Raw genomic sequence first — 21,822 nt, forward strand, 5'->3', positions numbered from 1 at the left:
CCCCCTGCGAAGGGGGAGGCCGGGAGGGGGTTTAGCAGGCAACTCCGGCGACGCCATTAATACCCCACCCCAACCCTCCCCTTCGCAGGGGAGGGAGTTGACCGAATACGCCTTCTCTTTCTGCGAAAGGGGCTGACAGAGATTCACTATTTTACGCTCGTTTTTTTTAATCAAAGGAACCCGATTTATGCTCAACACCAGAACAAAAATCCTCGCCACAATGATTGGTCTCACATGGGGAAGTACGGCTGCACAGGCCGCGACGCCTGCGGATTCGCTGGTGATGGCATGGAATATTGACGCAATCAGCACCTTTGACCCGGCGCAGATTGGCGAAGTGGTCACTAATGAAATCATCAAAAACACCTGCGACACGCTGGTGGATTTCGATCCGAAAGACGAATCCCGCGTTATTCCGCGCCTGGCAAAAAGCTGGGATATCGCGCCGGATCGCAAACAAATCACCTTCCATCTCAATACCGGCATGACATTCCCGTCCGGCAATAAAGCCACAGCGAAAGACGTCGCCTGGTCGTTGCAGCGCGTGGTGCTGCTCGGTTTCGGCAATTCCGCCACCCTGACTGAATATGGCTTTACCAAAGATAACGTCAAAGAACGCATTACCGCGCCCGACGACGACACGCTGGTGATGAAATTCGACCAGCCGTACCCGACCAATCTGGTCTTACAGGCTATCGCCGCCAATAACGTGTCGACCACCCTGGATCAGGCGCTGGTGGAGAAAAATGCCGTTGGCGACGACATGGGCAACAAATACCTGACCACGCACACCGCCTGCGTCGGTGCCTATCAGCTGATGCGCTGGAATGCCGGTGAAGGCGTGGTGTTGCAGGCGAATAAAGATTACTGGGGCGAGAAACCGAAACTGCAACGCATCCTGATCCGCCACGTTGCGGAAACCGGCACGCAGCGCCTGTTGCTGACACAGGGTGATGTGGATATCGCCCGTGACCTGGCGCCGGACGATTTACGTGATCTGGACAAAGGCGGTCAGGTGAAGGTGGAGAAAGTCCTCAAGCCGCAATTGTTCTTCTGGACCTTTAACAGCGAAGACCCGATTTTCAAAAACCCGAAAGTGCGCCTCGCGATGCGTTATCTGATTGATTATCAGGGGCTGGCTTCCACCGTGATGCCGTATCTCGGTGTACCGCGCGCCAGTTTCGCCCAGCTCGGCGCCTTTGGTGCGCTGGATAAAGATGCCGGACAGCCGTTCAAACTGGATCTGGCGAAAGCCAAACAGTTGCTGACCGAAGCCGGTTATCCCGACGGTTTCTCCGCCAAACTGATCATCGGCACCCTGCCGCACTCGGCGCCTATCGCCCAGAGCACGCAGGAAAATGCCTCGAAAATCGGCGTAAAACTCTCCATCGAAAGCATGGCCAATGCCCAGTTATTCAGCCGCGTGCGCGGGCGTGAATTCCAGAGCGCCATGATGGCATGGCAGACCTCGGTGCCGGATGCGCACGGTAACGCCTCGCGTCTGGTCTACAACCCGGACAACAGCAAAGAAGCCAAGAAAACCCAGTATCCGAGCTGGCGTGCTTCGTATTTCGATCCGGCGATGAATAAAAAAGTCACCGAAGCGCTGCTCGAACCCGATGAGCAAAAACGTATTGCCCTCTATCACACCTTGCAGGAAGAGCAGATGCAGCAAGGCCCGATGGCGATCATGTTCCAGATGTACAACACCGCCGGGCTGACCAGACAGGTCAAAGACTGGACGTGGAACGGCTTCCGCGTTTATTACGCACTGGCATCCAAATAAGCCTTCCATAAAAAACCAAGGAGCGCCCGATGTCGCACCTCGATCCGACCACAGCAGGCATAGCGCATGCTGAATCTCCCTGGCTGCGGCTGCGCGAAAGCGCCGCCCGGCTGAGTAAATTGCTGGTTTCCGTGTTCTGCACGTTACTGGGGCTGGCGGCGCTGACCTTTTTTATCGGGCGCTTGCTGCCGATTGACCCGGTGGTATCAGTGCTCGGCGATAACGCCAGTCAGGAAGCCTATCAGAAGATGTATCACCTGCTCGGGCTGGACAAACCGCTGTGGGAACAGTTTCTGATCTACCTGAAAAACGTCGCGATGCTGGATTTCGGTAACGCACTGACCACCGGCAATCCGGTCACCACCGACATTGCCCGCGTGTTTCCGGCCACGCTGGAACTGGCGACGCTGGCGGCACTGATCGCCACCTGTCTGGGCATTCCGGCAGGCGTGTTATCGGCGATGTACCGCAATACCTGGTTTGATCACTGCATCCGCTTTATCGGCCTGCTCGGCCATTCCGCGCCGAATTTCTGGCTGGGTCTGATGGGGCTGGTATTGTTTTACGCCGGACTCGGCTGGATCGGCGGGCCGGGCCGTATCGACTTTATGTATGAATTCGACGTGCAGAAAGTCACCGGATTTTATCTCATCGACACCGCGCTGACCGGAAACTGGGAGGCGTTTCGCAACGTTTTCAGCCACCTGATTTTACCGGCATCGATTCTTGGCCTCAGCGGGCTGTCGTACATCAGCCGCATGACCCGCAGCTTTATGATTGAACAACTCGGACAGGAATATGTGATCACCGCCCGGGTGAAAGGGTTGTCATGGGCACGCAGTGTGTGGATCCACGCCTTTCGTAATGTGGCGGTCCAGGTGGTGACGGTCGTCGCGCTGTCTTACGCCTTTTTACTCGAAGGCGCGGTGCTGACCGAAACGGTATTCGCCTGGCCGGGTTTTGGCCGCTATCTCACCAACGCCATGCTGGCGGGCGACATGAACGCCGTGGTGGGTTGCTCGTTACTGATCGGCGTGATTTTTGTGGCGCTGAACCTTATCTGCGACCTGCTTTACCGCATCTTTGATCCGCGAACCCGTCAGGAGCAATCATGACCGACTCCGCTAAACCTCATCTCACTGCGCGCCCGGCGTTTTCCCTGCGGGCATGGCTCGACGCGCCGGTTCCGGCCACACCGTGGCAGGCGCGTGTGCAGCAAAGCCTGAATCAGTGGCGACGCTTTCGCCGTAATACCTCGGCGCTGTTCGGGCTGATCGTCATCCTGTTTATCGTCACAGTGGCGATTTTCGCGCCGTGGCTGGCGACACACGATATTTACGCGCAAAACCTGCAACTGCGTCTGGCACCGGTGAGCCGCGAATACTGGCTGGGGACCGACGAACTCGGGCGCGATATTTACAGCCGCCTGATTTATGGCGCGCGTATCACGCTCTACATCACCGGCCTGACGGCGCTGATTGTCGGTCCCCTCGGTTTGCTGGTCGGCACGCTGGCGGGCACGGTCGGCGGCTGGACGGACACCATTCTGATGCGCATCGTCGATATCTTTCTGGCGTTCCCGAGTCTGATTCTGGCGCTGGGTTTTGTCGCCGCACTCGGCCCGGGTATCGAGAATGCGATTATCGCGATTTCACTTTCTGCCTGGCCGCCGATTGCCCGTCTGGCACGCGCCGAAGCCTTGTCTATCCGCAAAATGGATTACGTCGCCGCCGTGCGTTTGCAGGGTGCATCGCAGATGCGCATCATCCTGCGCCACATCATTCCGATGTGTCTGCCTTCGGTGGTGGTGCGCCTGACGCTGAATATGGCGGGGATTATCCTGACCGCCTCCGGCCTCGGATTTCTCGGCCTCGGGGCACAGGCACCCAGTCCGGAATGGGGCGCGATGCTCTCTTCCGGCCGCCAGTTCATGATGACTCACTGGACGATTGCCGCCATTCCCGGCCTGTCGATTCTTTTCACCAGCCTGGCGTTCAACCTGTTCGGTGACGGCCTGCGCGACGTACTGGATCTGCGCCATGACTGAAACATTGCTTGATGTGCAAAACCTGAACATTACGTTCAAAGGCCACCGGCAGGAAAACCACGCGGTGCGCGGTATCTCCTTCTCAGTTGGCCGTGAAAAAGTGGCGATTGTCGGCGAATCCGGTTCCGGTAAATCGCTCACCGGCCGTTCACTGCTGAAACTGACGCCGCAGGGTGCCAGCGTCAGCGCCGACCGCATGCAGTTTGGCGATATCGACCTGCTCAGTACCGGCGAGCGCCAGATGCGCAAAATCCGCGGCAAACGGATTTCCATGATTATGCAGGACCCGAAATTCTCGCTGAATCCGCTGATGCGCGTCGGTCATCAGATTAACGAGGCGTATCGCATTCACTTTCATGTCAGTGAAAAAGAAGCCCGCGTGAAAGCACTGGCGATGCTGGAAGCGGTGAATATCCGCGATCCGGAACGGGTGTTTGACCTGTATCCGCACGAGATTTCCGGCGGCATGGGGCAGCGCATCATGATCGCCATGATGCTGATCCCTGAACCCGATTTGATTATCGCCGACGAACCCACGTCGGCGCTGGACGTCACGGTGCGTCAGCAGGTGCTGAGCGTACTGGACGCGTTGCTGGCACGGCGCAAAACCGGCCTGCTGTTTATTACTCACGATCTCGGGCTGGTGTCGAGTTTCTGCGACCGCGCACTGGTGATGTACGCCGGACGTATTCTCGAAGAAATTTCGGCAGATCAGCTGCATAACGCCAGACATCCTTACACCCGCGCCCTGCTCGCCAGTCAGCCGGATTTACAGCATCCGGTGGACATGCTCGCTATTCCGGCACGCGACCCGGCGTGGCTGACCGGCCCGGTATACCGTTACGGAGAAGCCTGCTGATGACCACTTTCATGAATCCCACGCCGCCGCTGACCGCTGACCGGATGCTCGAAACCGTCGATCTGAGCATCGCTTTCGGCAAAGGCACTCACAGCAAAACCGTGGTCGATAGCGTCACAATGCACATCGCCAGAGGCGAAAGTTACGGGCTGATTGGCGAGTCAGGCTGCGGAAAATCGACCATTCTGCGCACGCTGACCGGCCAGAACACCCGTTACAGCGGCGCGATTTTGTATCAGAACCGCGAACAACATCCGGTGCGCAATAAAGACTATTACCGGCAGGTACAAATGGTGTTTCAGGATCCGTATGCCTCGCTGCATCCGCGCAAAATGGTCTACCACACGCTGCTGGAACCGCTGGTGATCCACGGCATGGACCGGCGGGAGGCACGCATCAGCGACGTGCTGAATGCGCTTGGCCTGAGCGATGCCTTTCGTTACCGCTATCCGCATCAGCTTTCGGGCGGTCAGCGCCAGCGTGTGGCACTGGCACGGGCGCTGATCATTGAACCGCAGGTGCTGCTGCTCGACGAACCTACGTCCGCACTGGATGTGTCAGTGCAGGCGGAAATCCTCAATCTGCTGAAAAAACTGCGCCGCGAACGCAACCTGACCTATCTGATGGTGACGCACGATCTGGCGGTGGTCGCGCACCTGTGCGACCGCGTCGCCATCATGCATCAGGGAAAACTGCTGGAAGAACTGACCGCCGCCGAAATCCGCAGCGGCGCGGCCCGCGAGCCGTATACCCAACAATTTCTTGCTGCCAGCCGCCACTGAAGCCGTTGAAGGAAACATCATGAATGTGATTGAAGCCATTGCCCGCTGGTGTTGCAGCCAGCCTGATTTCAGCACCACCGCGCGCCGCAAAGCCCGGGAAGCGATCACCGATACGCTGGCCTGCCTGTACGCCGGACAGGATGATTTCTCCAGTCGTGCCGTGCGTGCCGCCAGCGAAAGCTATTTTACCCCGCAAGCCCGTTGCCGTTTAGCCGGTGGCGGACGCGCACCTGCGGCCATCGCCGCGATGGTCAACGGCACGGCCGCGCACGCCATCGATTATGACGACAACTTCGCGCCGGGCATGAGCCATGCGTCTGCGGTGCTGGTACCTGCATTACTGGCAGTCGCTGATGATATCCATGCCAGTGGCGAACAACTGGTGAAAGCCTATCTGATCGGTTTGCAGGCGCAGGCGTTTGTCGGTTCCGGCGTCGCGCCTTCGCATTACACTGCGGGCTGGCACGGCACCTCGACCGTCGGCTGCATCGGCAGTGCGGCAGGTGTCGCCTGGCTGATGGGATTAGATCAGGCAGGTATCGCCAGAGCGTTAAGCAATGCCGTCAGTTTTGCCTCCGGCACCAAAGGTCAGTTCGGCACGCCGATCAAACCGCTGCACGCAGGATGGGCTGCCCGTAATGCAGTTGACGCGGCGAATTTTGCCCGGCAACACATGCAGGGACGCATTGATATTCTGGACGCGCCGCAGGGCTTTCTGGAAATGTTTGGCGGCCTGACGCCGCCGGGCTGGAATATTCCGGCTATTTTGGGCACCCATTTTCACGTCATAGAAACCACCGGCGTGATGCCCAAACGTCACCCGTGCTGCGGCTCGACGCACATGATTATCGACGCCCTGGACGACCTGCGTGCGCAGCATGATTTCAGTGATGATGACGTGCTGACCGTTGATACGCTGGTTGGCATCGCCAATCTGCGCAATCTGGCGTATCCGCTGCCGGTCAATGAAATGCAGGCGCGCTTTTCGATGCAATACTGCGTCGATACCTGGCTGCGCAACGGCTCGCTGAGCGTCGCTGATTTCACGCCAGCGCGGGTCGCAGAACTCACTGAACCGGCTCGTCTGGCGCGCATATCCCTGCGCTGCTATACGCCGGAACAGGAAGCAGAAACACCGCCGGGCGATCGCCTGACACATGAAGTAACGCTTACCCTGCGCGATGGCCGCACGTTACAGGCAGCCCGCAAACTGGCGAAAGGCAGCAACAGCGAGCCGTTCAGTGACGCCGACAGACTGCGAAAACTCACTGATTGTTGCACCACGATGAGCAACGCCAGCGACCTTTTTCGTCAGCTCAACCGGCTTGAGGAGCAGGAGGATTTAGGTTTTTTAGCCCCGTTGTTGGGTGAATCTTTGCGGGACGGTGCGCAGGGTTGATTGCAGGAAAAACGGCGTGCCGGACATTTTTACGTGATGCCTCGCAGGAATGAAAATCCCGCGAAAATGCCCCTTTCTTACGTATGTGACAACGCCTATTCTCGCGGCTCGGGGAACTTAAGAAAGGCGATCTCAGTTACCTGAGGGTGCATAAATTTCCGCTGGAAAAGCAGCAGGCTTTGCTGGGTTATTGCTGGCGTGAAGAAAAAATTGAACTATATCTGCTCAGCCTGGATTCGCATGAGAATTTCTATCAGGATCATAAAAATCACCGCAAAGGCGATGTGAAGATGATGAAGTAAAAAGCAATGCATTTGCATTGGCAATGCAAATGCATTACGCTGACAAAATTGCTCAAATAAGCATCATTATGGAGTCTCATTATGTCAGCCTCGGCACTATGGGGAATAAAATTCGAAGCCGAATCCAAAGTCACCCGCCGCTTCCAGACCACCATTCCGGCCACTATCCGTAAGGCATTAAATCTCACCGAAAATGATCGGATCCAGTACAAGATTTTGCCAGACGGGCAGGTGGTTATTTCGAGGCAACTCGAAGAAGCGGAAGACCCTGTTATCAGTGCCTTTCTCGGTTTTGTGGCAAAAGATATGCTCAATAACCCGGAAAATATGCAGCCGGTAACATTATCCCTGCATGAAAAAATCAATGTACTGACCGCCGGGATGGCTATCGATCTTGAGAGCCCGCTTTCTGACGATGACGAGTAAAGGATTATGCACAATCAGGCCATGGAGATTAACGGATGGACCCTTCTCGCTCATCCTCTGATCCTGCAACAAATACAGGCACTCACTGATCAGGTTGTTTTACTGCGCCGCAAAGATCCGGCGGGCTATAAAAGTAAGAACGCCACCAAACGGCTGGCTGCGATCAATAAGCTGATGTTTGACGTTATCCCGCAGGATCCGGCGCGTGTTGAATTCCGTCAGGGCGATACGTTAGGCGGGGAATTCTCACACTGGTTCAGGGCAAAATTCTTCCAGCAGTACCGTTTGTTTTTCCGCTACAACCTGAAAAGCCGGATCATTATTTACGCCTGGGTGAATGATGATAAAGAATTACGCGCCTACGAAAGCAAAACAGACGCATACCGGATGTTTCGCAAGATGTTGAAAAGCGGTGAACCGCCAGACAACTGGCAGGCACTTTGCGAGGCGTCAGGGAAGGTAGCGGCGGAAGAATTACCTTAGTCTCCCTCATACACGCCACAAAGCAAAAAGCCCGCAACCAGAAGGCCGCGGGCTTTTTACAGACGAAAAAAAACCTGCTTTAAAAAGCAGGTTTTTCAAATATGGTCGGCGAGAGAGGATGACACGCATCTTCGATGCTTGCCCTGCGGGCCGTTGCTAAAGCAACGTGGTCTCGCTTCGCTCGGCTCAAACCTCCTTCGGAGGTTCTCATCCTCTTTTACTACAGACGAAAAAAAACCTGCTTTAAAAAGCAGGTTTTTCAAATGTGGTCGGCGAGAGAGGATGACACGCATCTTCGATGCTTGCCCTGCGGGCCGTTGCTAAAGCAACGTGGTCTCGCTTCGCTCGGCTCAAACCTCCTTCGGAGGTTCTCATCCTCTTTTACTACAGACGAAAAAAAACCTGCTTTAAAAGCAGGTTTTTCAAATGTGGTCGGCGAGAGAGGATTCGAACCTCCGACCCACTGGTCCCAAACCAGTTGCGCTACCAAGCTGCGCTACTCGCCGAATGGGGCGCATCTTACTGCGACCCCCTCAGAGCGTCAACGGCTTTTTATAACATCCGAACTGACTGCCCATAAATTATCCGATACGCCGCCAAAATAACCTACAGCTTCTGTTCTGTCTGCGGTTTTGCACACCAGTTATTCGCCGGATTAATACCACCGTCCGGCGACGTATAACCCAGACAGCCTAAAATCGAATCGAATAACTCAACGTGACGTTTCTTCGCACCGACCCGCTGCTGCGCCTGCAACTGCTCAAACGCCAGCTTGTGGTCCGGTTGTTCGAGGAAACTGTCAGAAGCCCACACCATCATCGGCACACGGAACTGCTCCGGTGGTGCCATCTCGCGCGGCGTACCGTGCAGATGCGAGTTCTCATCGATAGATTCGCCGTGATCGGAAGCGTAAAACACCAGCGCTTTCTTATCACGCAGTTGATCAATTACGCTGTCAATAAAGGTATCGGTGTACAACACGCTGTTATCGAAGGCATTAATCAGTTCCGCTTTGGTGCAGGTGTTGCTCTTACATTCCGGGGTATAGCGGGCGTAACTGCGCGGATAACGCTGGGAATACAGATAGTGCGAGCCTTTGGTATGCAGGATCACCAGATGCTTGCCTTTCGGATGTGTTTTCAGTGATTGCTCTAACTCATTGACCAGCAACATGTCATCGACCGGCTTGCCATCGTTGCGTTTTTCCGAGGCGATAATTTCACGGAAGGAGAAATTATTGGTGTCAGCATTATTGTAGAACCACAGCTCGCTTTGCATCGCGAACAGCTCTGAAGTGAAGCCCAGTGATTTCATCACCGCAAAAATATTCTGTTCTTTCAGCGTACGCTGCGGATTATCCGCCGTACCGCCTTCACGCACGAACATACAACGCAGTGACAACTTGGTGGCCGTATCGCAGGATGTCCCGCGAAACGCCACCAGGTTCTTCTCTTTGGACAGGCGCGGTGTGGTATCCCGCTCGTAGCCCAAAATCCCCATATGATCCCAGCGGGTGGTTTCACCGATGATAAACACCACGTAGGTATCGTCGATGTCAGCAGGTGCAACGTAAGTGAAGTTCTTCGCCGGATCAAAGTAATTACCGGCATCCTGACTTTCATCCACCTGCGTATAGGCATACAAACCCAGTGCAGCCAGCCAGTTAGACGGCAGATAGGAGTGCGCGACAACACCGCCGTAGCTTGGCAAATCGACGTTAGTTTTCTTCTCATTCACACTCTGCGCGTGATCCAGGGAACGCAGCGGCAACCACACCAGCAATGCCGCCGCCAGCAGCACCGCTAAAGGCAGCACACGCTGCCCCGGCGTTTTCATTTGTTCGATCAATGTCAGACGCAGATTATTTTTCCAGATGAGGAACAGCGGTACCGCGCTGACCAGCGCCATCCAGATAAACAGATGATAACCAATGATCTCTTTGCTCAGATCGATATCGGTGGTCATCACCGACACCACGATGCCGTAGCCGATCACCACGTTGAACATCACCATGTAATAACTGGCGGCAACGGAAATCAGCACCAGCAAACTGGCGATAATGCGGAAGAACAGCCGCCCGCCCAGCGAGAGCAAGCGCAGAACAAAGAAGGTAAATAAGACGATGGCACAGACTTCGGTGACGGCCTGAACCAGTTCAGCCGACGTGAAATGATTGACCAATGCAGCAAAGCGGCGCTGGAACACAGAGACATTCAGAAAAATGCCAATGTAAATCGCTAACAATAAAGAGATATTTTGCTGCGATAGAGTCTTCACTCTATTCATGAAAAGTGACTTTCCTAACGTATTTTGAAAGATTTGGAATCATTGTGACATGTTTATGGCGGACTGGTTCACAGATTATGCTGAGAATGCGGTTTTATGCAGCTTTCTGGATTATTCCGCATGCGCAGCGACGTCGTATTTTCTTTCCGAATATTTTCTGTTGGTCTGTGGATACGCGCTGGCAATGCAAAAAGGAGGCCGAAGCCTCCTGAGATTTTTTGCTTTTATACATCACAACATTCCCCTGGTGAAGGCGTTGTGTATCAGAACATTATTTAACGTTCAGCGTGACGTCGATATTGCCACGGGTCGCGTTGGAGTACGGGCAAACCTGATGCGCTTTTGCCACCAGCGCTTCGGCTTCGCTGCGTTCAAAGCCCGGCAGGGTAATATCCAGCTGTACTTCGATGCCATAGCCGCCCGGGATAGCACCAATGCCTACCGCACCTTCGATTTTAGCGTCAGCAGGGATCTTAATTTTTTCCTGCGCGGCCACGGCTTTCAGTGCGCCGAGGAAACACGCGGAATAACCGGCGGCAAACAGTTGCTCAGGGTTGGTACCGCCACCCATACCGCCCATCTCTTTTGGTACGCCCAGTTTGACGTCAAGAACGCCGTCATCGGAAGTCGCACGGCCATCACGGCCACCGGTAGCGGATGCATGAGCACGATACACAACTTTTTCAATAGACATATTTCGTTCCTTATCTGTGATAAATACTTATTAGTTTCAAACTATTTAATCGCACACTACTTAATTAACTTTACCTGACGACCCGCAGAAGCACCTTCGGACTCGTCTGGTTAACACTCTTAAGACAATCAGCGCTACGCTTTATCCTGAAGTTTAGCCCGTAATACTTCGAGCTGCTGTTTCAGCGCCACGAGTTCGCCGATATCACATTCCGTCGCACACACAATGGCTTCGGGAATGTCCTGTGCTTTTTCACGTAGCGCCTTACCCGCATCAGTCAGGGAAATAATCACCTGGCGTTCATCTGCTTTGGCGCGCTGACGCACCAGTAAACCTGCCGCTTCAAGACGCTTTAACAGCGGCGTTAAGGTCGCCGAATCCAGAAACAGTTTTTCGCCGATTTCAGACACCGTGACTTCATCACGTTGCCACAGCACCAGCATCACCAGATATTGCGGATAAGTGAGCCCGAGTTCCCCGAGTAACTTACGGTAAACTTTATGCAGTGCCAGATTCGCAGAGTAAAGCGCGAAACACATCTGTTGATCCAGATGCAGCATGCGGTGTTGTGTTGGGTCGCTGTCTGTTTTCATGTTCATGCCGCCAATATATATAGTGCGCGATATTATCGCAAGCTATTTCCGTGAATTTAATCAGCAGAAATCAGAAACCTTCAATTCGCTGCAACATATACGGATAAAACGGATTGGATGAAACCCGCATCAGTTGATCCATGCTCACCACCAGCGCGCCATTTTCTCCACGGGCAGCCAGTGTTCCCAGCCGGATGCCAAACTGCGCCGGACCTTGCGGATTGCGCCCGTACAGCGAATCGTCCGTCGGAAAAGGCAGCGAAACATGCGACAGCGAATAGAATTCCGACGGATAATTCAGGCCGAGTGGCGTAACTGACGTGCTGTTTTGCCCCGCCGCAGTGGTTTTCGCGACAGCGGCGGCATCGTCCGGCGAGGCATTGGTGATAACCGTCGTCTGATAAGCGCGCGGGGGCGCAGGCAACAGGCGCTCTGCTGCTGTTTCAGAGGAAGGACGCAGCAGCGGGCCGACATAGGCACTGCGGTTGATATCAAACAAAACCAGCTGGCTGCCATTGGCGGGAAGCTGATTAAACAACGCCGTCACCACGGCGCGGGAACTGACGGTGGAGTCAACAACCGACTGAAACGCCAGCAGCGGTGGCAACTGCGCCAGCTTGCCGGATTGCGCATCCTTGCTGATCTGCTGCTGCAAAACATGGGTGAGCAGATAGGACTGACGGGCGGCTTTCACCGGAAAAGAATTGTATTTAAACGGATTAAATTCCGGCATCAGGTTCAGCCAGGCGGTTTTGGCAAAGGCCGGGAAAATAGCCGGCCAGCCCGCATATCCGGCAAAGCGCGCAAAACTGGTCACGCCAATCATCGGGGAAATCAGCACCACACGCGAAGGTTTCGCCAGCGCAGGGTCATCCAGGGAATCCAGCGTGTATTTCATCGCCAGCGCCCCGCCGTTGGAGAAACCCACCAGTTGCAGCGGTACATCTGTCCCGGCTGCGCGACGCGCCTCACGTACCGCCAGCCGCGTTGCCGCCAGCCACTGTTCCCAGTCCACCCGCGTCAGGCCGCCGGGCACGGTGCCATGACCGGGCAGGCGGATACCGACAACCACAAATCCGCGGCGACGATAATCCTGCGCAATATGCCGCAGGCTGTAAGGTGAATCGGTCAGACCGTGTAACAGCACCACTGCACCGGCTGGCTTACCGTCGGGCATCAGCTCATAAGAGCGGTTCCAGTCCTGTGCAAAATGCTCGGGATAAATCGGGCTGCGATCGTAATAGCGGTTAAGCGGAATACGATCTTCTCTGTCGAGTTTGTCCGTCACCTGCTGCTTCACTTCAACAAACGCCTGCTGCTCCGCGCGCAGATACGCCGGCCAGTCGCTCTTATCCAGTTGCTCCGTACTCAGTTCGTCCGGCACCAGTTTGTGCCACGGCTCAAGCGGCGGCCCTTGTAAGGCGTCATAAGTACGCACAGCCAAAAGCGTGATAATCACCAGAACCAGCGCCAGTAACAGCTTTTTCAGGCGTTCAGAGAGATGACGAAGTTGCATTAAATAGGGGTTTCCTCTGGCCAATGCTGAGCGCTATGCACCAGCCTGATGATTTGAATTTCGGTGTCAGTCACGCGATATACCATCCTGAAATGCTTACGGATAATACATTCTCTGGTTCCGGTAACGCGTCCTGCTGCATACATGTCGGGACTTAGTAAAATGCGCTCTGCTGCGGCATCAAAATCATCATCCAGCTCAATAGCAGCATGAGGATTCTCACCCGCGACATAACTGAATATATGCTCGCGATCATCCTGCGCGTGTGGTTTCCATACCAGCATTTTGGTCATTCGTTACTTTTCCTGTTCCTTAAGTAACGCGGCTTTCCGGGCTGCAAACTCAGCCTTCACTTGTTCGTGAGGAATGACGGGGCGCGGATCATCCAGTGATTCCTGAACCCGTTTCCTGAACCACAGATCATAGGTGGCTTCATCCATCGCGGCAGCTTCATGCGCCCTTTTTAGCGCTGCCGACCGGTCGGGGCGAGTTCCTTTACCGCTCCCTACAGGATCATAGTCGGTAATATCCACTTCGAACTGGTTTATGCCCATGTCTTTTAAATAAGCCGCCAGCGTGTCGAAACGCTTGAAAACCCGCACTTTACCGCTACGTTGTGCGATAAGGGTCCGCTGATGTTCGCCGTATCTGATCATTATTATCCACCCTCCCTGTTGTGCGACCACGCTGAGCTGGCTGACCGCGCCAGCTTCTGTCAGACAAATTAATGTTGAATGGTCGATAGTTTCTTTAGACATATCCCTGCCAGCCTTTCTGCAAATAATAATAAATCATCGGTTCATACAACTATATACCGATACCTCTACTGAGCCAGATTTATCTTTTTGATGCGAGCCATCGCGCAAATTTTCGCCCCATTTTTGTTCAGTTGCATTCCGTCCGTGGTGCAACAAATATACAGACCGGTCATACAACGAAACATAAACCCAGCAAAATCAATAGATAATGATTTGGCACAGGCTTTGCTTAGATGAATTCAATCTTGTATACCAGATGGAATTCACAATATGGCTTCAGCTTCAGAAACAGTCGCATCACCTTTTCGCGGTTTTACCCTGCGGGAATGGCAGCAGCATTACCGCAGTGCGCCCGACAGCCTGCGCACTACGCTTTCCCTGGTGTTGGGGAGTCTGAGTGACACAGACAATGCCTGGATTTATCTCGCCACGGCAGAACAGCTTGAAGCACAAATCACCCGTCTTGAAACCCTGCGCGATCAGGCTGAAGGCTCCCTGAGCGCCCTGCCGCTGTTTGGCGTGCCGTTCGCCGTCAAAGACAATATGGATATCGCTGGCTGGCCGACCACGGCGGCCTGCCCTGCGTTTGCTTATACCGCAGAAGCGGATGCCACCGTCATCGCCAATCTGAAAGCCAAAGGCGCGGTGGTGATCGGTAAAACTAATCTCGATCAGTTCGCCACCGGACTGGTCGGCACCCGCTCGCCGTACGGCGCGGTGCGCAATACGTTCAATCCTGATTACGTCAGTGGCGGCTCAAGCTCGGGTTCGGCTTCCGTTCTGGCCCGCGGTCTGGTGGCGTTTTCGCTGGGCACCGACACCGCCGGTTCCGGTCGCGTTCCGGCGGGCTTTAACAATGTTGTCGGGCTGAAACCGACCAAAGGCTGGCTGTCGAATACCGGTGTGGTTCCGGCCTGTCGCCTCAACGATGCCGTCTCGATTTTCGCCCTGACCGTCGCCGATGCCCAAACCGTGGCCCATGCCGCAGGCGGATATGACGCCGCCGATGCCTATTCGCGTAAAAATCCGCATACCGCGCCGGTGGCTTTTTCCGCACAGCCGCGCATCGCCATGCCTGACCGTCTGGAATTTTTTGGGGACGATCTGGCACAGGCCGCTTTCAGTGAGGCGCTGGATCGCCTGCGCCACCATGGCGTCACGCTGGAAACGATTGATTTCACGCCGTTCCGCGAACTGGCTGAGCAGTTGTATTACGGCGCGTGGGTGGCAGAACGCACCGTGGCGGTCGGCGAAATTTTTGAAGAAAGCCCGGAAGCAATGGATCCGGTCGTACGCGGGATTGTCGCCAATGGCCTGAACTACACCGCCTGCGATGCCTGGCGCGCTGAATACTTACGGGCGGAGCTGGCACGCAAAATTAATCTGGCACTGGAAGGGTTTGACGCACTGGTAGTGCCGACGTCGCCGACCATCCGCACCCAGGAAGAGTTGGTTCGGGAACCGGTGCTCTACAACTCACAGTTCGGTATTTATACCAACTTCACTAATCTGGCGGATTTGTCCGCGCTGGCGCTGCCTTGTAGCCTGCGCGCCGACGGCCTGCCCGCCGGGATCACGCTGATCGCTCCGGCCTGGCATGACGACGCACTGGCCAGTTTTGGGCGTCAGTGGCAGCGCAGCCTGAGCCTGCCGCTTGGCGCGACCGGGCTTACGATGAAACCTGAAGAATTCATGACATCCGCGCCGGTCAGTGCCGCCAGCGTGCGCGTTGCCGTGGTCGGCGCTCATCTGACCGGCATGCCGCTGAATTTCCAGCTCACCAGCCGCCACGCGGTACGCGTCGAACAAACCACCACTGCTGCCACCTACAAACTCTTCGCCCTCGCCAACACTAAACCGCCGAAGCCGGGGCTGGTGCGGGCTGAGAGCGGCAGCGCAATTATCGTCGAATTGTGGGATATCCCGCTGGCGCGCTTCGGGGAATTCGTCGCTGAAATCCCGGCACCGCTGGGGATCGGTTCTCTCGAACTGGCCGATGGCCGCATCGTGAAAGGCTTTATCTGCGAGCCATGGGCGACTGGCGGAGCCACGGATATCACCGCGTTTGGCGGCTGGAGAAGTTACATCCAGAGTCTGAATTCATCACCGGTAAAAAGCTGAGGAACGCACATGTTTACCACCGTTTTAATTGCTAACCGTGGCGAAATCGCCTGCCGTGCGATCCGCACGCTGAAGCGTCTGGGCGTCACCAGCGTCGCGGTATATTCCGACGCTGACCGCAATGCCCCACACGTCACACAGGCGGATATCGCCATCGCGCTGGGCGGCGAAAAGGCCAGCGAAAGCTACCTGATGATCGACAAAATTCTGGCCGCCGCAAAAGAAACCGGCGCGCAGGCAATTTATCCGGGGTACGGCTTTTTATCCGAAAGCGCAGAGTTCGCCGATGCCTGCGAAGCAGCGGGCATTGCGTTTATCGGCCCGACCGCCGGACAAATCCGCGAGTTTGGCCTCAAGCACCGCGCCCGCGAATTAGCCGGTGCCGCGAATGTGCCGATGACGCCGGGCACCGGTTTGCTCGACAGCATTGATGACGCGGTGAAAGCTGCCGCCGAAATTGGTTATCCCATCATGCTGAAAAGCACCGCAGGCGGCGGAGGCATTGGCCTGACGCGCTGTGATAACGACGAGGCATTGCGTGCCGCATGGGACAGCGTGAAACGTCTCGGCGAGCAGTTTTTCCGTGATGCCGGTGTGTTTCTGGAACGCTTTGTCGATCGCGCCCGCCACGTTGAAGTGCAGATTTTCGGCGACGGCAAAGGCCGCGTGGTGGCCCTCGGCGAGCGTGACTGTTCGTTGCAACGCCGCAATCAGAAAGTGGTGGAAGAAACCCCTGCGCCGGATCTGCCGCAGGCCAGCCGCGAAGCATTGCATCGCGCCGCCGTGCAGCTCGGCAAATCGGTGAACTACCGCAGCGCCGGTACGGTTGAATTTATCTATGACGCCGCGCGCGACGAATTTTATTTTCTCGAAGTAAACACCCGTTTGCAGGTTGAGCATCCGGTCACCGAAATGGTCACCGGTCTGGACTTGATCGAATGCATGCTGAACGTCGCCGCCGGTGAATCGCCGGACTGGCCAGCAATGGAAAAAGCCCCGCAGGGCGCATCGATGGAAGTGCGTATTTACGCAGAAGATCCGCTGAAGAATTTCCAGCCAAGCCCCGGCGTGCTGACCGAAGTGTTTTTCCCCGAAGACGTCCGCGTCGATGGCTGGGTCTCTACCGGCAGTGAAGTGTCGGCGTTTTACGACCCGATGATCGCCAAGCTGATTGTGCATGGCACCGACCGGCAGGACGCGCTGGCGAAAATGTCCGTCGCACTGGCCGCCACCCGCCTGCACGGTATCGCTACCAACATTGATTATCTGCGTCAGGTCGTCGCCACGCCGGTGTTTCGCGACGCCAAAATGTGGACGCGCATGCTCGACAGTTTTGACTACTTGCCCAACGCCATCGAAGTGATCGCGCCCGGCACTTACAGCAGTGTGCAGGATTATCCGGGACGTCTCGGTTACTGGGATATCGGCGTACCGCCGTCCGGCCCGATGGACGATTTTGCCTTCCGTCTCGCCAACCGCATTGTCGGCAATCATCCGGATGCCGCCGGTCTGGAATTCACGTTGCAGGGACCCACACTGCGTTTCCATTGCGACGCCGTTATCGCACTGACCGGCGCACGCTGCCCGGCAACGCTTGATGACGAAGCTGTTTCTTACTGGCAGCCGGTGGATGTGAAAGCCGGTCAGACACTGACACTTGGCCGCGCCACACAGGGTTGCCGCACCTATCTCGCCGTGCGTAACGGTTTCGACGTGCCGGTGTATCTCGGCAGCCGGTCGACCTTTGCACTCGGGCAGTTTGGCGGGCACGCCGGTCGCACGTTACGCGTCGCCGATATGCTGACTGTTTCACAGCCGGAACTCGCGGCCTGCACCACGCCCGCGCCGGTCGGTTTACCGCAGGCAGCCGAAAATATCGTGCCGCCTTACGGCGACATCTGGAATATCGGCGTGCTTTACGGGCCGCACGGTGCGCCGGATTTCTTCACCAAAGACGCCATCGACACGTTCTTCGCCGCAGAATGGCAGGTGCACTACAACTCCAACCGTCTCGGCGTGCGGCTGGTCGGTCCGAAACCGCAATGGGCGCGGCAGGACGGCGGCGAAGCCGGTCTGCATCCGTCGAACGTGCATGACTGCGAATACGCCATCGGCGCGATTAATTTCACCGGCGATTTCCCGGTGATTCTGACCCGCGACGGGCCAAGCCTCGGCGGTTTCGTCTGCCCGGTAACCATCGCCAAAGCCGAACTGTGGAAAGTCGGACAGGTGAAACCGGGCGATAAAATCCGTTTCCATCCGATCAGTTTTGAACAGGCGCAGGCGCTGGAACGGGCGCAACAAGGCACGCTCGATTCGCTGATGCCAGTCAACGCGGTGGCGCTGCCGGTGCCATCCCTGCTGCCGGACACCACTGCATCCGCCACCATTCTTGCGGCATTACCGGCCACGGCAGAACGCCCTTCGGTGGAATACCGTCAGGCGGGCGACGGCTACGTGCTGATTGAGTACGGCGACAACGTGCTGGATCTGGCGGTACGCATGCGTATTTATCTGCTGATGAACGCCATCAAAGCCGCCGGTCAGCAGGGCATTGAGGAACTGTCACCGGGCGTGCGTTCGCTGCAAATCCGCTACGACAGCCGCGTGCTGCATCAGTCTGCGCTGCTTCAGCATTTACTGACGCTGGAAAACAGCCTGGCCGATGTCAGCCAGCTCAAAATCCCGACCCGTATCGTGCACATGCCGATGGCGTTTGAAGATTCCGCCACGCTCGGCGCGGTCGAACGCTATCAGCAAACCGTGCGCGCAGAAGCACCGTGGCTGCCGAATAACGTCGATTTCATCCAGCGCACCAACGGGCTGGCGAGCCGTGAAGACGTGAAAAACATCATTTTCGACGCCAGCTATCTGATCCTCGGGCTGGGGGATGTGTATCTCGGCGCACCGTGCGCGGTGCCGGTCGATCCGCGCCATCGCCTGCTGAGCTCCAAATACAACCCGGCGCGCACGTTTACCGCCGAAGGCACGGTCGGTATCGGCGGCATGTACATGTGCATTTATGGCATGGATTCGCCGGGCGGCTATCAGCTGGTCGGGCGCACGCTGCCGATCTGGAACAAGTTCCTGAAAAACGAGCAGTTCAAAAACGGCGAGCCGTGGCTGCTGCACTTCTTCGATCAGGTGCGGTTCTATGAAGTCACCGAAGCCGAGCTGGACATTCAGCGCGAAGCCTTCCGCGAAGGACGGGCGCAAATCCGCATCGAAGAGACGGAATTTGATTTTGCGCACTATACGCAATTTCTCGCCGACAACGCCGCCGACATTGCTGATTTCCGCACCCGGCAAACCGACGCTTTTACCCGCGAAGTGGCGCACTGGCATGAGGCTGAAAGCGCCGCGGTGGAAGCAGCAGCCAATGCCGTGCAGTTAGAGGAAGACGACGCGGATCAGGACGGCCATTTAGTCAGCGCTGACCTTAACGGCAACGTCTGGAAAATCCTGGTACAGCCGGGCCAGCAGGTCGAAGAAGGCCAGCCGCTGATCGTCGTCGAAGCCATGAAAATGGAACTGTCGGTGAACGCGCCGTGCGCCGGTACCGTCCTGAAAATCAGTTGCCAGCAAGGCCGTCCGGTCGGGCCAGGTGATGCGTTGTTGTGGCTGGACACAGCCGTTTAAAACTATCGGGAACAACAGGGAATATTTCATGCAACTCACGGGACCTAAATCTTCACGCAGTAAAAGCCGCCCGGAAGGGCTGGCGGAACGCATTTATCAGCAGCTGAAAGACGACATTTTCAGCTTCCGCCTGCTGCCCGGTGACCGGTTCAGCGAAAACGACATCGCTGACCGCATGGAAGTCAGCCGCACACCGGTACGTCAGGCGCTGTTCTGGCTGGAACATGAAGGCTATGTCGAAGTGTTTTTCCGCAGTGGCTGGCAGGTTCGCCCGTTCGATTTCGACTTTTTCGAGCAGTTGTACGATCTGCGTATCGTGCTGGAACTGGAAGCGGTGAAACGTCTGTGTGCGTTGCCGCCAGCCGCTCAGCCCTTACAACTGGCTGAACTGAAAGCGTTCTGGATCGATCAGCCGCAACTGCAAGATGGTCAGGTGGTCTCGCGTTATGACGAGGAGTTTCACATGACGCTGGTGGCCGCGGCGGGTAATGCCGAAATGGCGCGAATCCACCGCGAGCTGACGGAGAAAATCCGCATCATCCGGCGGCTGGATTTCACCAAAGGTGAGCGGGTTAACGCCACCTATAAAGAACACGCGAGCATTTTGCTCGCCATCATCCAACAACAAACCGAGGAGGCACAGCGCCAGTTACACGATCATATTGCCGTCAGTAAGGCCGAGGTACGCAAAATTACTCTGCACATGTTGCACCGGGCCAGGGCGGAGAGTGACGAGGGCAACCCGTCATGACTTTTTTAAATGTTTTTTCGACTTTCTACATACCAGCGTTCTCTTAACTTTTCTTCAGAGGGTACATCTATGCAACGTCGACGTTTTATTAAAGCCTTTGCTCTTTCCGCTACCGTAGTCAGCATGGGCTTAGCCTGGAGCGCGCAGGCAGCCGAGACCATCAAAGTCGGTATTATGCATTCGCTTTCCGGCACCATGGCCATTTCAGAAACTCCGCTGAAAGACATCGCGCTGATGACCATTGACGACATCAACGCCAAAGGTGGCGTGCTCGGCAAAAAGCTCGAGCCGGTGGTGGTCGATCCGGCCTCCAACTGGCCGCTGTTCGCTGAGAAAGCCCGCCAGTTGCTGACGCAGGATAAAGTCGCGGTGGTGTTTGGTTGCTGGACGTCGGTGTCGCGTAAATCTGTGCTGCCGGTGTTTGAAGAACTGAACGGCCTGCTGTTCTACCCGGTGCAGTACGAAGGCGAAGAAATGTCGCCAAACGTGTTCTACACCGGTGCCGCGCCTAACCAACAGGCGATCCCGGCGGTGGAATACCTGATGAGTGAAGACGGCGGTGCGGCCAAACGCTTCTTCCTGCTCGGCACCGATTATGTCTATCCGCGTACCACCAACAAAATTCTGCGCGCCTTCCTGCATTCCAAAGGCGTGAAAGACAGCGACATCGAAGAAGTCTATACGCCGTTCGGTTACAGCGATTATCAGACCATCGTTTCCAACATTAAGAAATTCTCCGCTGGCGGCAAAACTGCGGTGATCTCCACCATCAACGGCGATTCCAACGTGCCGTTCTACAAAGAGCTGGCGAATCAGGGCGTGAAAGCGACGGATGTGCCGGTGGTGGCGTTCTCGGTCGGTGAAGAAGAACTGCGCGGTATCGACACCAAACCGCTGGTCGGTGACCTTGCGGCGTGGAACTACTTCCAGTCGGTTGATAACCCGACCAACAAGAAATTCGTGGCTGAATGGAAGGCTTACGCGAAGGCGCACAAACTGCCAAACGCCGATAACGCGGTGACCAACGACCCGATGGAGGCGACCTATGTCGGCATCCATATGTGGGCGCAGGCGGTGGAAAAAGCCGGTACGACGGATGTGGATAAAGTCCGCGCCGCGATGGCCGGACAGACCTTCGCGGCGCCGTCCGGCTTCACGCTGACCATGGATAAAACCAATCATCACCTGCACAAACCGGTAATGATCGGCGAAATCGAATCCAACGGTCAGTTCAACGTGGTCTGGCAGACCGACAAACCAATCCGCGCCCAGCCGTGGAGCCCGTACATCGCGGGTAACGATAAAAAGCCAGATACCCCGGTAAAAACGACTAACTGATTGTTTTAGCTCCTTCTTGCGAAGGGGAGGGCTGGGGTGGGG

General features: G+C 56.0%; 18 protein-coding genes, 1 tRNA gene, 2 other RNA genes and 1 pseudogene. 13 read left to right on the plus strand and 9 right to left on the minus strand.

From position 1 onward, the window contains the following. Window positions 1-187: 187 nt before the first annotated feature. The 9 genes and pseudogenes from GW591_RS19560 (at window position 188) to GW591_RS19600 (ending at window position 8,084) form a co-directional block, all read left to right on the plus strand. The gene (locus tag GW591_RS19560; protein ID WP_013573441.1) at window positions 188-1,786 is read left to right on the plus strand and encodes an ABC transporter substrate-binding protein; all 1,599 of its coding nucleotides are present in this window, start codon (window positions 188-190) and stop codon (window positions 1,784-1,786) included. 29 nt (window positions 1,787-1,815) lie between these two features. Further along, window positions 1,816-2,901 (plus strand): ABC transporter permease, encoded by a 1,086-nt coding sequence (locus GW591_RS19565; protein ID WP_166861270.1) that lies wholly within the window; start codon window positions 1,816-1,818, stop codon window positions 2,899-2,901. Beyond that, complete coding sequence (locus tag GW591_RS19570) at window positions 2,898-3,833, plus strand: ABC transporter permease (RefSeq protein ID WP_112197519.1); 936 nt, start codon at window positions 2,898-2,900, stop codon at window positions 3,831-3,833. Before GW591_RS19565 ends, GW591_RS19570 begins: the two co-directional genes overlap by 4 nt. Further along, the gene (locus GW591_RS19575; protein WP_014411456.1) at window positions 3,826-4,692 is read left to right on the plus strand and encodes an ABC transporter ATP-binding protein; all 867 of its coding nucleotides are present in this window, start codon (window positions 3,826-3,828) and stop codon (window positions 4,690-4,692) included. Before GW591_RS19570 ends, GW591_RS19575 begins: the two co-directional genes overlap by 8 nt. Further along, window positions 4,692-5,474 (plus strand): ABC transporter ATP-binding protein, encoded by a 783-nt coding sequence (locus GW591_RS19580; protein WP_014411455.1) that lies wholly within the window; start codon window positions 4,692-4,694, stop codon window positions 5,472-5,474. The genes GW591_RS19575 and GW591_RS19580 overlap by 1 nt, the downstream gene beginning before the upstream one ends. Before the next feature lie 19 nt (window positions 5,475-5,493). Next, window positions 5,494-6,873 carry an MmgE/PrpD family protein gene (locus GW591_RS19585; RefSeq protein ID WP_166861272.1) on the plus strand — a complete coding sequence of 460 codons (1,380 nt, stop codon included), beginning with the start codon at window positions 5,494-5,496 and terminating at the stop codon, window positions 6,871-6,873. Window positions 6,874-6,992: 119 nt separating this feature from the next. Continuing rightward, window positions 6,993-7,175, plus strand: a pseudogene (locus tag GW591_RS19590) (type II toxin-antitoxin system RelE/ParE family toxin); the annotation flags it as partial. Between the two features lie 81 nt (window positions 7,176-7,256). Continuing rightward, window positions 7,257-7,601 (plus strand): type II toxin-antitoxin system PrlF family antitoxin, encoded by a 345-nt coding sequence (locus GW591_RS19595; protein ID WP_013573435.1) that lies wholly within the window; start codon window positions 7,257-7,259, stop codon window positions 7,599-7,601. A gap of 6 nt (window positions 7,602-7,607) precedes the next feature. Beyond that, window positions 7,608-8,084 carry a type II toxin-antitoxin system YhaV family toxin gene (locus GW591_RS19600; protein WP_014411451.1) on the plus strand — a complete coding sequence of 159 codons (477 nt, stop codon included), beginning with the start codon at window positions 7,608-7,610 and terminating at the stop codon, window positions 8,082-8,084. A 102-nt stretch (window positions 8,085-8,186) separates the two neighbouring features. On the opposite strand, the gene GW591_RS19605 is transcribed toward GW591_RS19600, so the two are convergent. The 9 genes from GW591_RS19605 to relB form a co-directional block, all read right to left on the minus strand. Next, window positions 8,187-8,316: non-coding RNA, RtT sRNA (locus GW591_RS19605), on the minus strand. Between the two features lie 34 nt (window positions 8,317-8,350). Beyond that, a non-coding RNA gene (locus tag GW591_RS19610) (RtT sRNA) lies at window positions 8,351-8,480 on the minus strand. Between the two features lie 33 nt (window positions 8,481-8,513). Then, window positions 8,514-8,590: transfer RNA gene (locus GW591_RS19615), tRNA-Pro, on the minus strand. 100 nt (window positions 8,591-8,690) lie between these two features. Further along, on the minus strand, window positions 8,691-10,370 hold the full coding sequence (eptB, locus tag GW591_RS19620) for a kdo(2)-lipid A phosphoethanolamine 7''-transferase (RefSeq protein ID WP_131638498.1): 1,680 nt from the start codon (window positions 10,368-10,370) through the stop codon (window positions 8,691-8,693). Between the two features lie 271 nt (window positions 10,371-10,641). Continuing rightward, entirely contained in the window at window positions 10,642-11,064 is a 423-nt protein-coding gene (locus GW591_RS19625) for an organic hydroperoxide resistance protein (RefSeq protein WP_013573432.1), read from the minus strand. A gap of 134 nt (window positions 11,065-11,198) precedes the next feature. Beyond that, window positions 11,199-11,657 (minus strand): MarR family winged helix-turn-helix transcriptional regulator, encoded by a 459-nt coding sequence (locus GW591_RS19630; protein ID WP_013573431.1) that lies wholly within the window; start codon window positions 11,655-11,657, stop codon window positions 11,199-11,201. A gap of 70 nt (window positions 11,658-11,727) precedes the next feature. After that, on the minus strand, window positions 11,728-13,173 hold the full coding sequence (locus GW591_RS19635) for an alpha/beta hydrolase (RefSeq protein WP_112151980.1): 1,446 nt from the start codon (window positions 13,171-13,173) through the stop codon (window positions 11,728-11,730). Further along, window positions 13,173-13,466 (minus strand): type II toxin-antitoxin system RelE/ParE family toxin, encoded by a 294-nt coding sequence (locus GW591_RS19640; RefSeq protein ID WP_013573429.1) that lies wholly within the window; start codon window positions 13,464-13,466, stop codon window positions 13,173-13,175. The genes GW591_RS19635 and GW591_RS19640 overlap by 1 nt, the downstream gene beginning before the upstream one ends. A gap of 3 nt (window positions 13,467-13,469) precedes the next feature. Next, the gene (gene relB / locus GW591_RS19645) at window positions 13,470-13,931 is read right to left on the minus strand and encodes a type II toxin-antitoxin system RelB family antitoxin (RefSeq protein WP_013573428.1); all 462 of its coding nucleotides are present in this window, start codon (window positions 13,929-13,931) and stop codon (window positions 13,470-13,472) included. A gap of 270 nt (window positions 13,932-14,201) precedes the next feature. On the opposite strand from relB, the gene atzF reads away from it, so the two are divergent. The 4 genes from atzF (at window position 14,202) to urtA (ending at window position 21,780) form a co-directional block, all read left to right on the plus strand. Next, window positions 14,202-16,052, plus strand: a complete 1,851-nt coding sequence (atzF, locus tag GW591_RS19650) for an allophanate hydrolase (protein WP_013573427.1) — start codon at window positions 14,202-14,204, stop codon at window positions 16,050-16,052. A 9-nt stretch (window positions 16,053-16,061) separates the two neighbouring features. Continuing rightward, complete coding sequence (gene uca, locus GW591_RS19655; RefSeq protein ID WP_166861274.1) at window positions 16,062-19,691, plus strand: urea carboxylase; 3,630 nt, start codon at window positions 16,062-16,064, stop codon at window positions 19,689-19,691. A 28-nt stretch (window positions 19,692-19,719) separates the two neighbouring features. Beyond that, the gene (locus tag GW591_RS19660) at window positions 19,720-20,442 is read left to right on the plus strand and encodes a GntR family transcriptional regulator (protein ID WP_013573425.1); all 723 of its coding nucleotides are present in this window, start codon (window positions 19,720-19,722) and stop codon (window positions 20,440-20,442) included. A 69-nt stretch (window positions 20,443-20,511) separates the two neighbouring features. Continuing rightward, window positions 20,512-21,780 (plus strand): urea ABC transporter substrate-binding protein, encoded by a 1,269-nt coding sequence (urtA, locus tag GW591_RS19665; protein WP_013573424.1) that lies wholly within the window; start codon window positions 20,512-20,514, stop codon window positions 21,778-21,780. The last annotated feature ends 42 nt before the right edge of the window (window positions 21,781-21,822 follow it).

The organism is Rahnella aceris, assembly GCF_011684115.1.
Lineage (GTDB): Bacteria > Pseudomonadota > Gammaproteobacteria > Enterobacterales > Enterobacteriaceae > Rahnella > Rahnella aceris.

Bases quoted from the DNA above. Each gene is read 5' to 3' on its own strand.
- urtA (WP_013573424.1), top strand. From the start codon at position 20,512: ATGCAACGTCGACGTTTTATTAAAGCCTTTGCTCTTTCCGCTACCGTA.
- uca (WP_166861274.1), top strand. From the start codon at position 16,062: ATGTTTACCACCGTTTTAATTGCTAACCGTGGCGAAATCGCCTGCCGT.
- GW591_RS19630 (WP_013573431.1), bottom strand. From the start codon at position 11,657: ATGAAAACAGACAGCGACCCAACACAACACCGCATGCTGCATCTGGAT.
- GW591_RS19565 (WP_166861270.1), top strand. From the start codon at position 1,816: ATGTCGCACCTCGATCCGACCACAGCAGGCATAGCGCATGCTGAATCT.
- relB (WP_013573428.1), bottom strand. From the start codon at position 13,931: ATGTCTAAAGAAACTATCGACCATTCAACATTAATTTGTCTGACAGAA.
- GW591_RS19560 (WP_013573441.1), top strand. From the start codon at position 188: ATGCTCAACACCAGAACAAAAATCCTCGCCACAATGATTGGTCTCACA.
- GW591_RS19600 (WP_014411451.1), top strand. From the start codon at position 7,608: ATGCACAATCAGGCCATGGAGATTAACGGATGGACCCTTCTCGCTCAT.
- GW591_RS19585 (WP_166861272.1), top strand. From the start codon at position 5,494: ATGAATGTGATTGAAGCCATTGCCCGCTGGTGTTGCAGCCAGCCTGAT.
- GW591_RS19625 (WP_013573432.1), bottom strand. From the start codon at position 11,064: ATGTCTATTGAAAAAGTTGTGTATCGTGCTCATGCATCCGCTACCGGT.
- GW591_RS19635 (WP_112151980.1), bottom strand. From the start codon at position 13,173: ATGCAACTTCGTCATCTCTCTGAACGCCTGAAAAAGCTGTTACTGGCG.
- atzF (WP_013573427.1), top strand. From the start codon at position 14,202: ATGGCTTCAGCTTCAGAAACAGTCGCATCACCTTTTCGCGGTTTTACC.
- GW591_RS19595 (WP_013573435.1), top strand. From the start codon at position 7,257: ATGTCAGCCTCGGCACTATGGGGAATAAAATTCGAAGCCGAATCCAAA.
- eptB (WP_131638498.1), bottom strand. From the start codon at position 10,370: ATGAATAGAGTGAAGACTCTATCGCAGCAAAATATCTCTTTATTGTTA.
- GW591_RS19660 (WP_013573425.1), top strand. From the start codon at position 19,720: ATGCAACTCACGGGACCTAAATCTTCACGCAGTAAAAGCCGCCCGGAA.
- GW591_RS19640 (WP_013573429.1), bottom strand. From the start codon at position 13,466: ATGACCAAAATGCTGGTATGGAAACCACACGCGCAGGATGATCGCGAG.
- GW591_RS19580 (WP_014411455.1), top strand. From the start codon at position 4,692: ATGACCACTTTCATGAATCCCACGCCGCCGCTGACCGCTGACCGGATG.
- GW591_RS19570 (WP_112197519.1), top strand. From the start codon at position 2,898: ATGACCGACTCCGCTAAACCTCATCTCACTGCGCGCCCGGCGTTTTCC.
- GW591_RS19575 (WP_014411456.1), top strand. From the start codon at position 3,826: ATGACTGAAACATTGCTTGATGTGCAAAACCTGAACATTACGTTCAAA.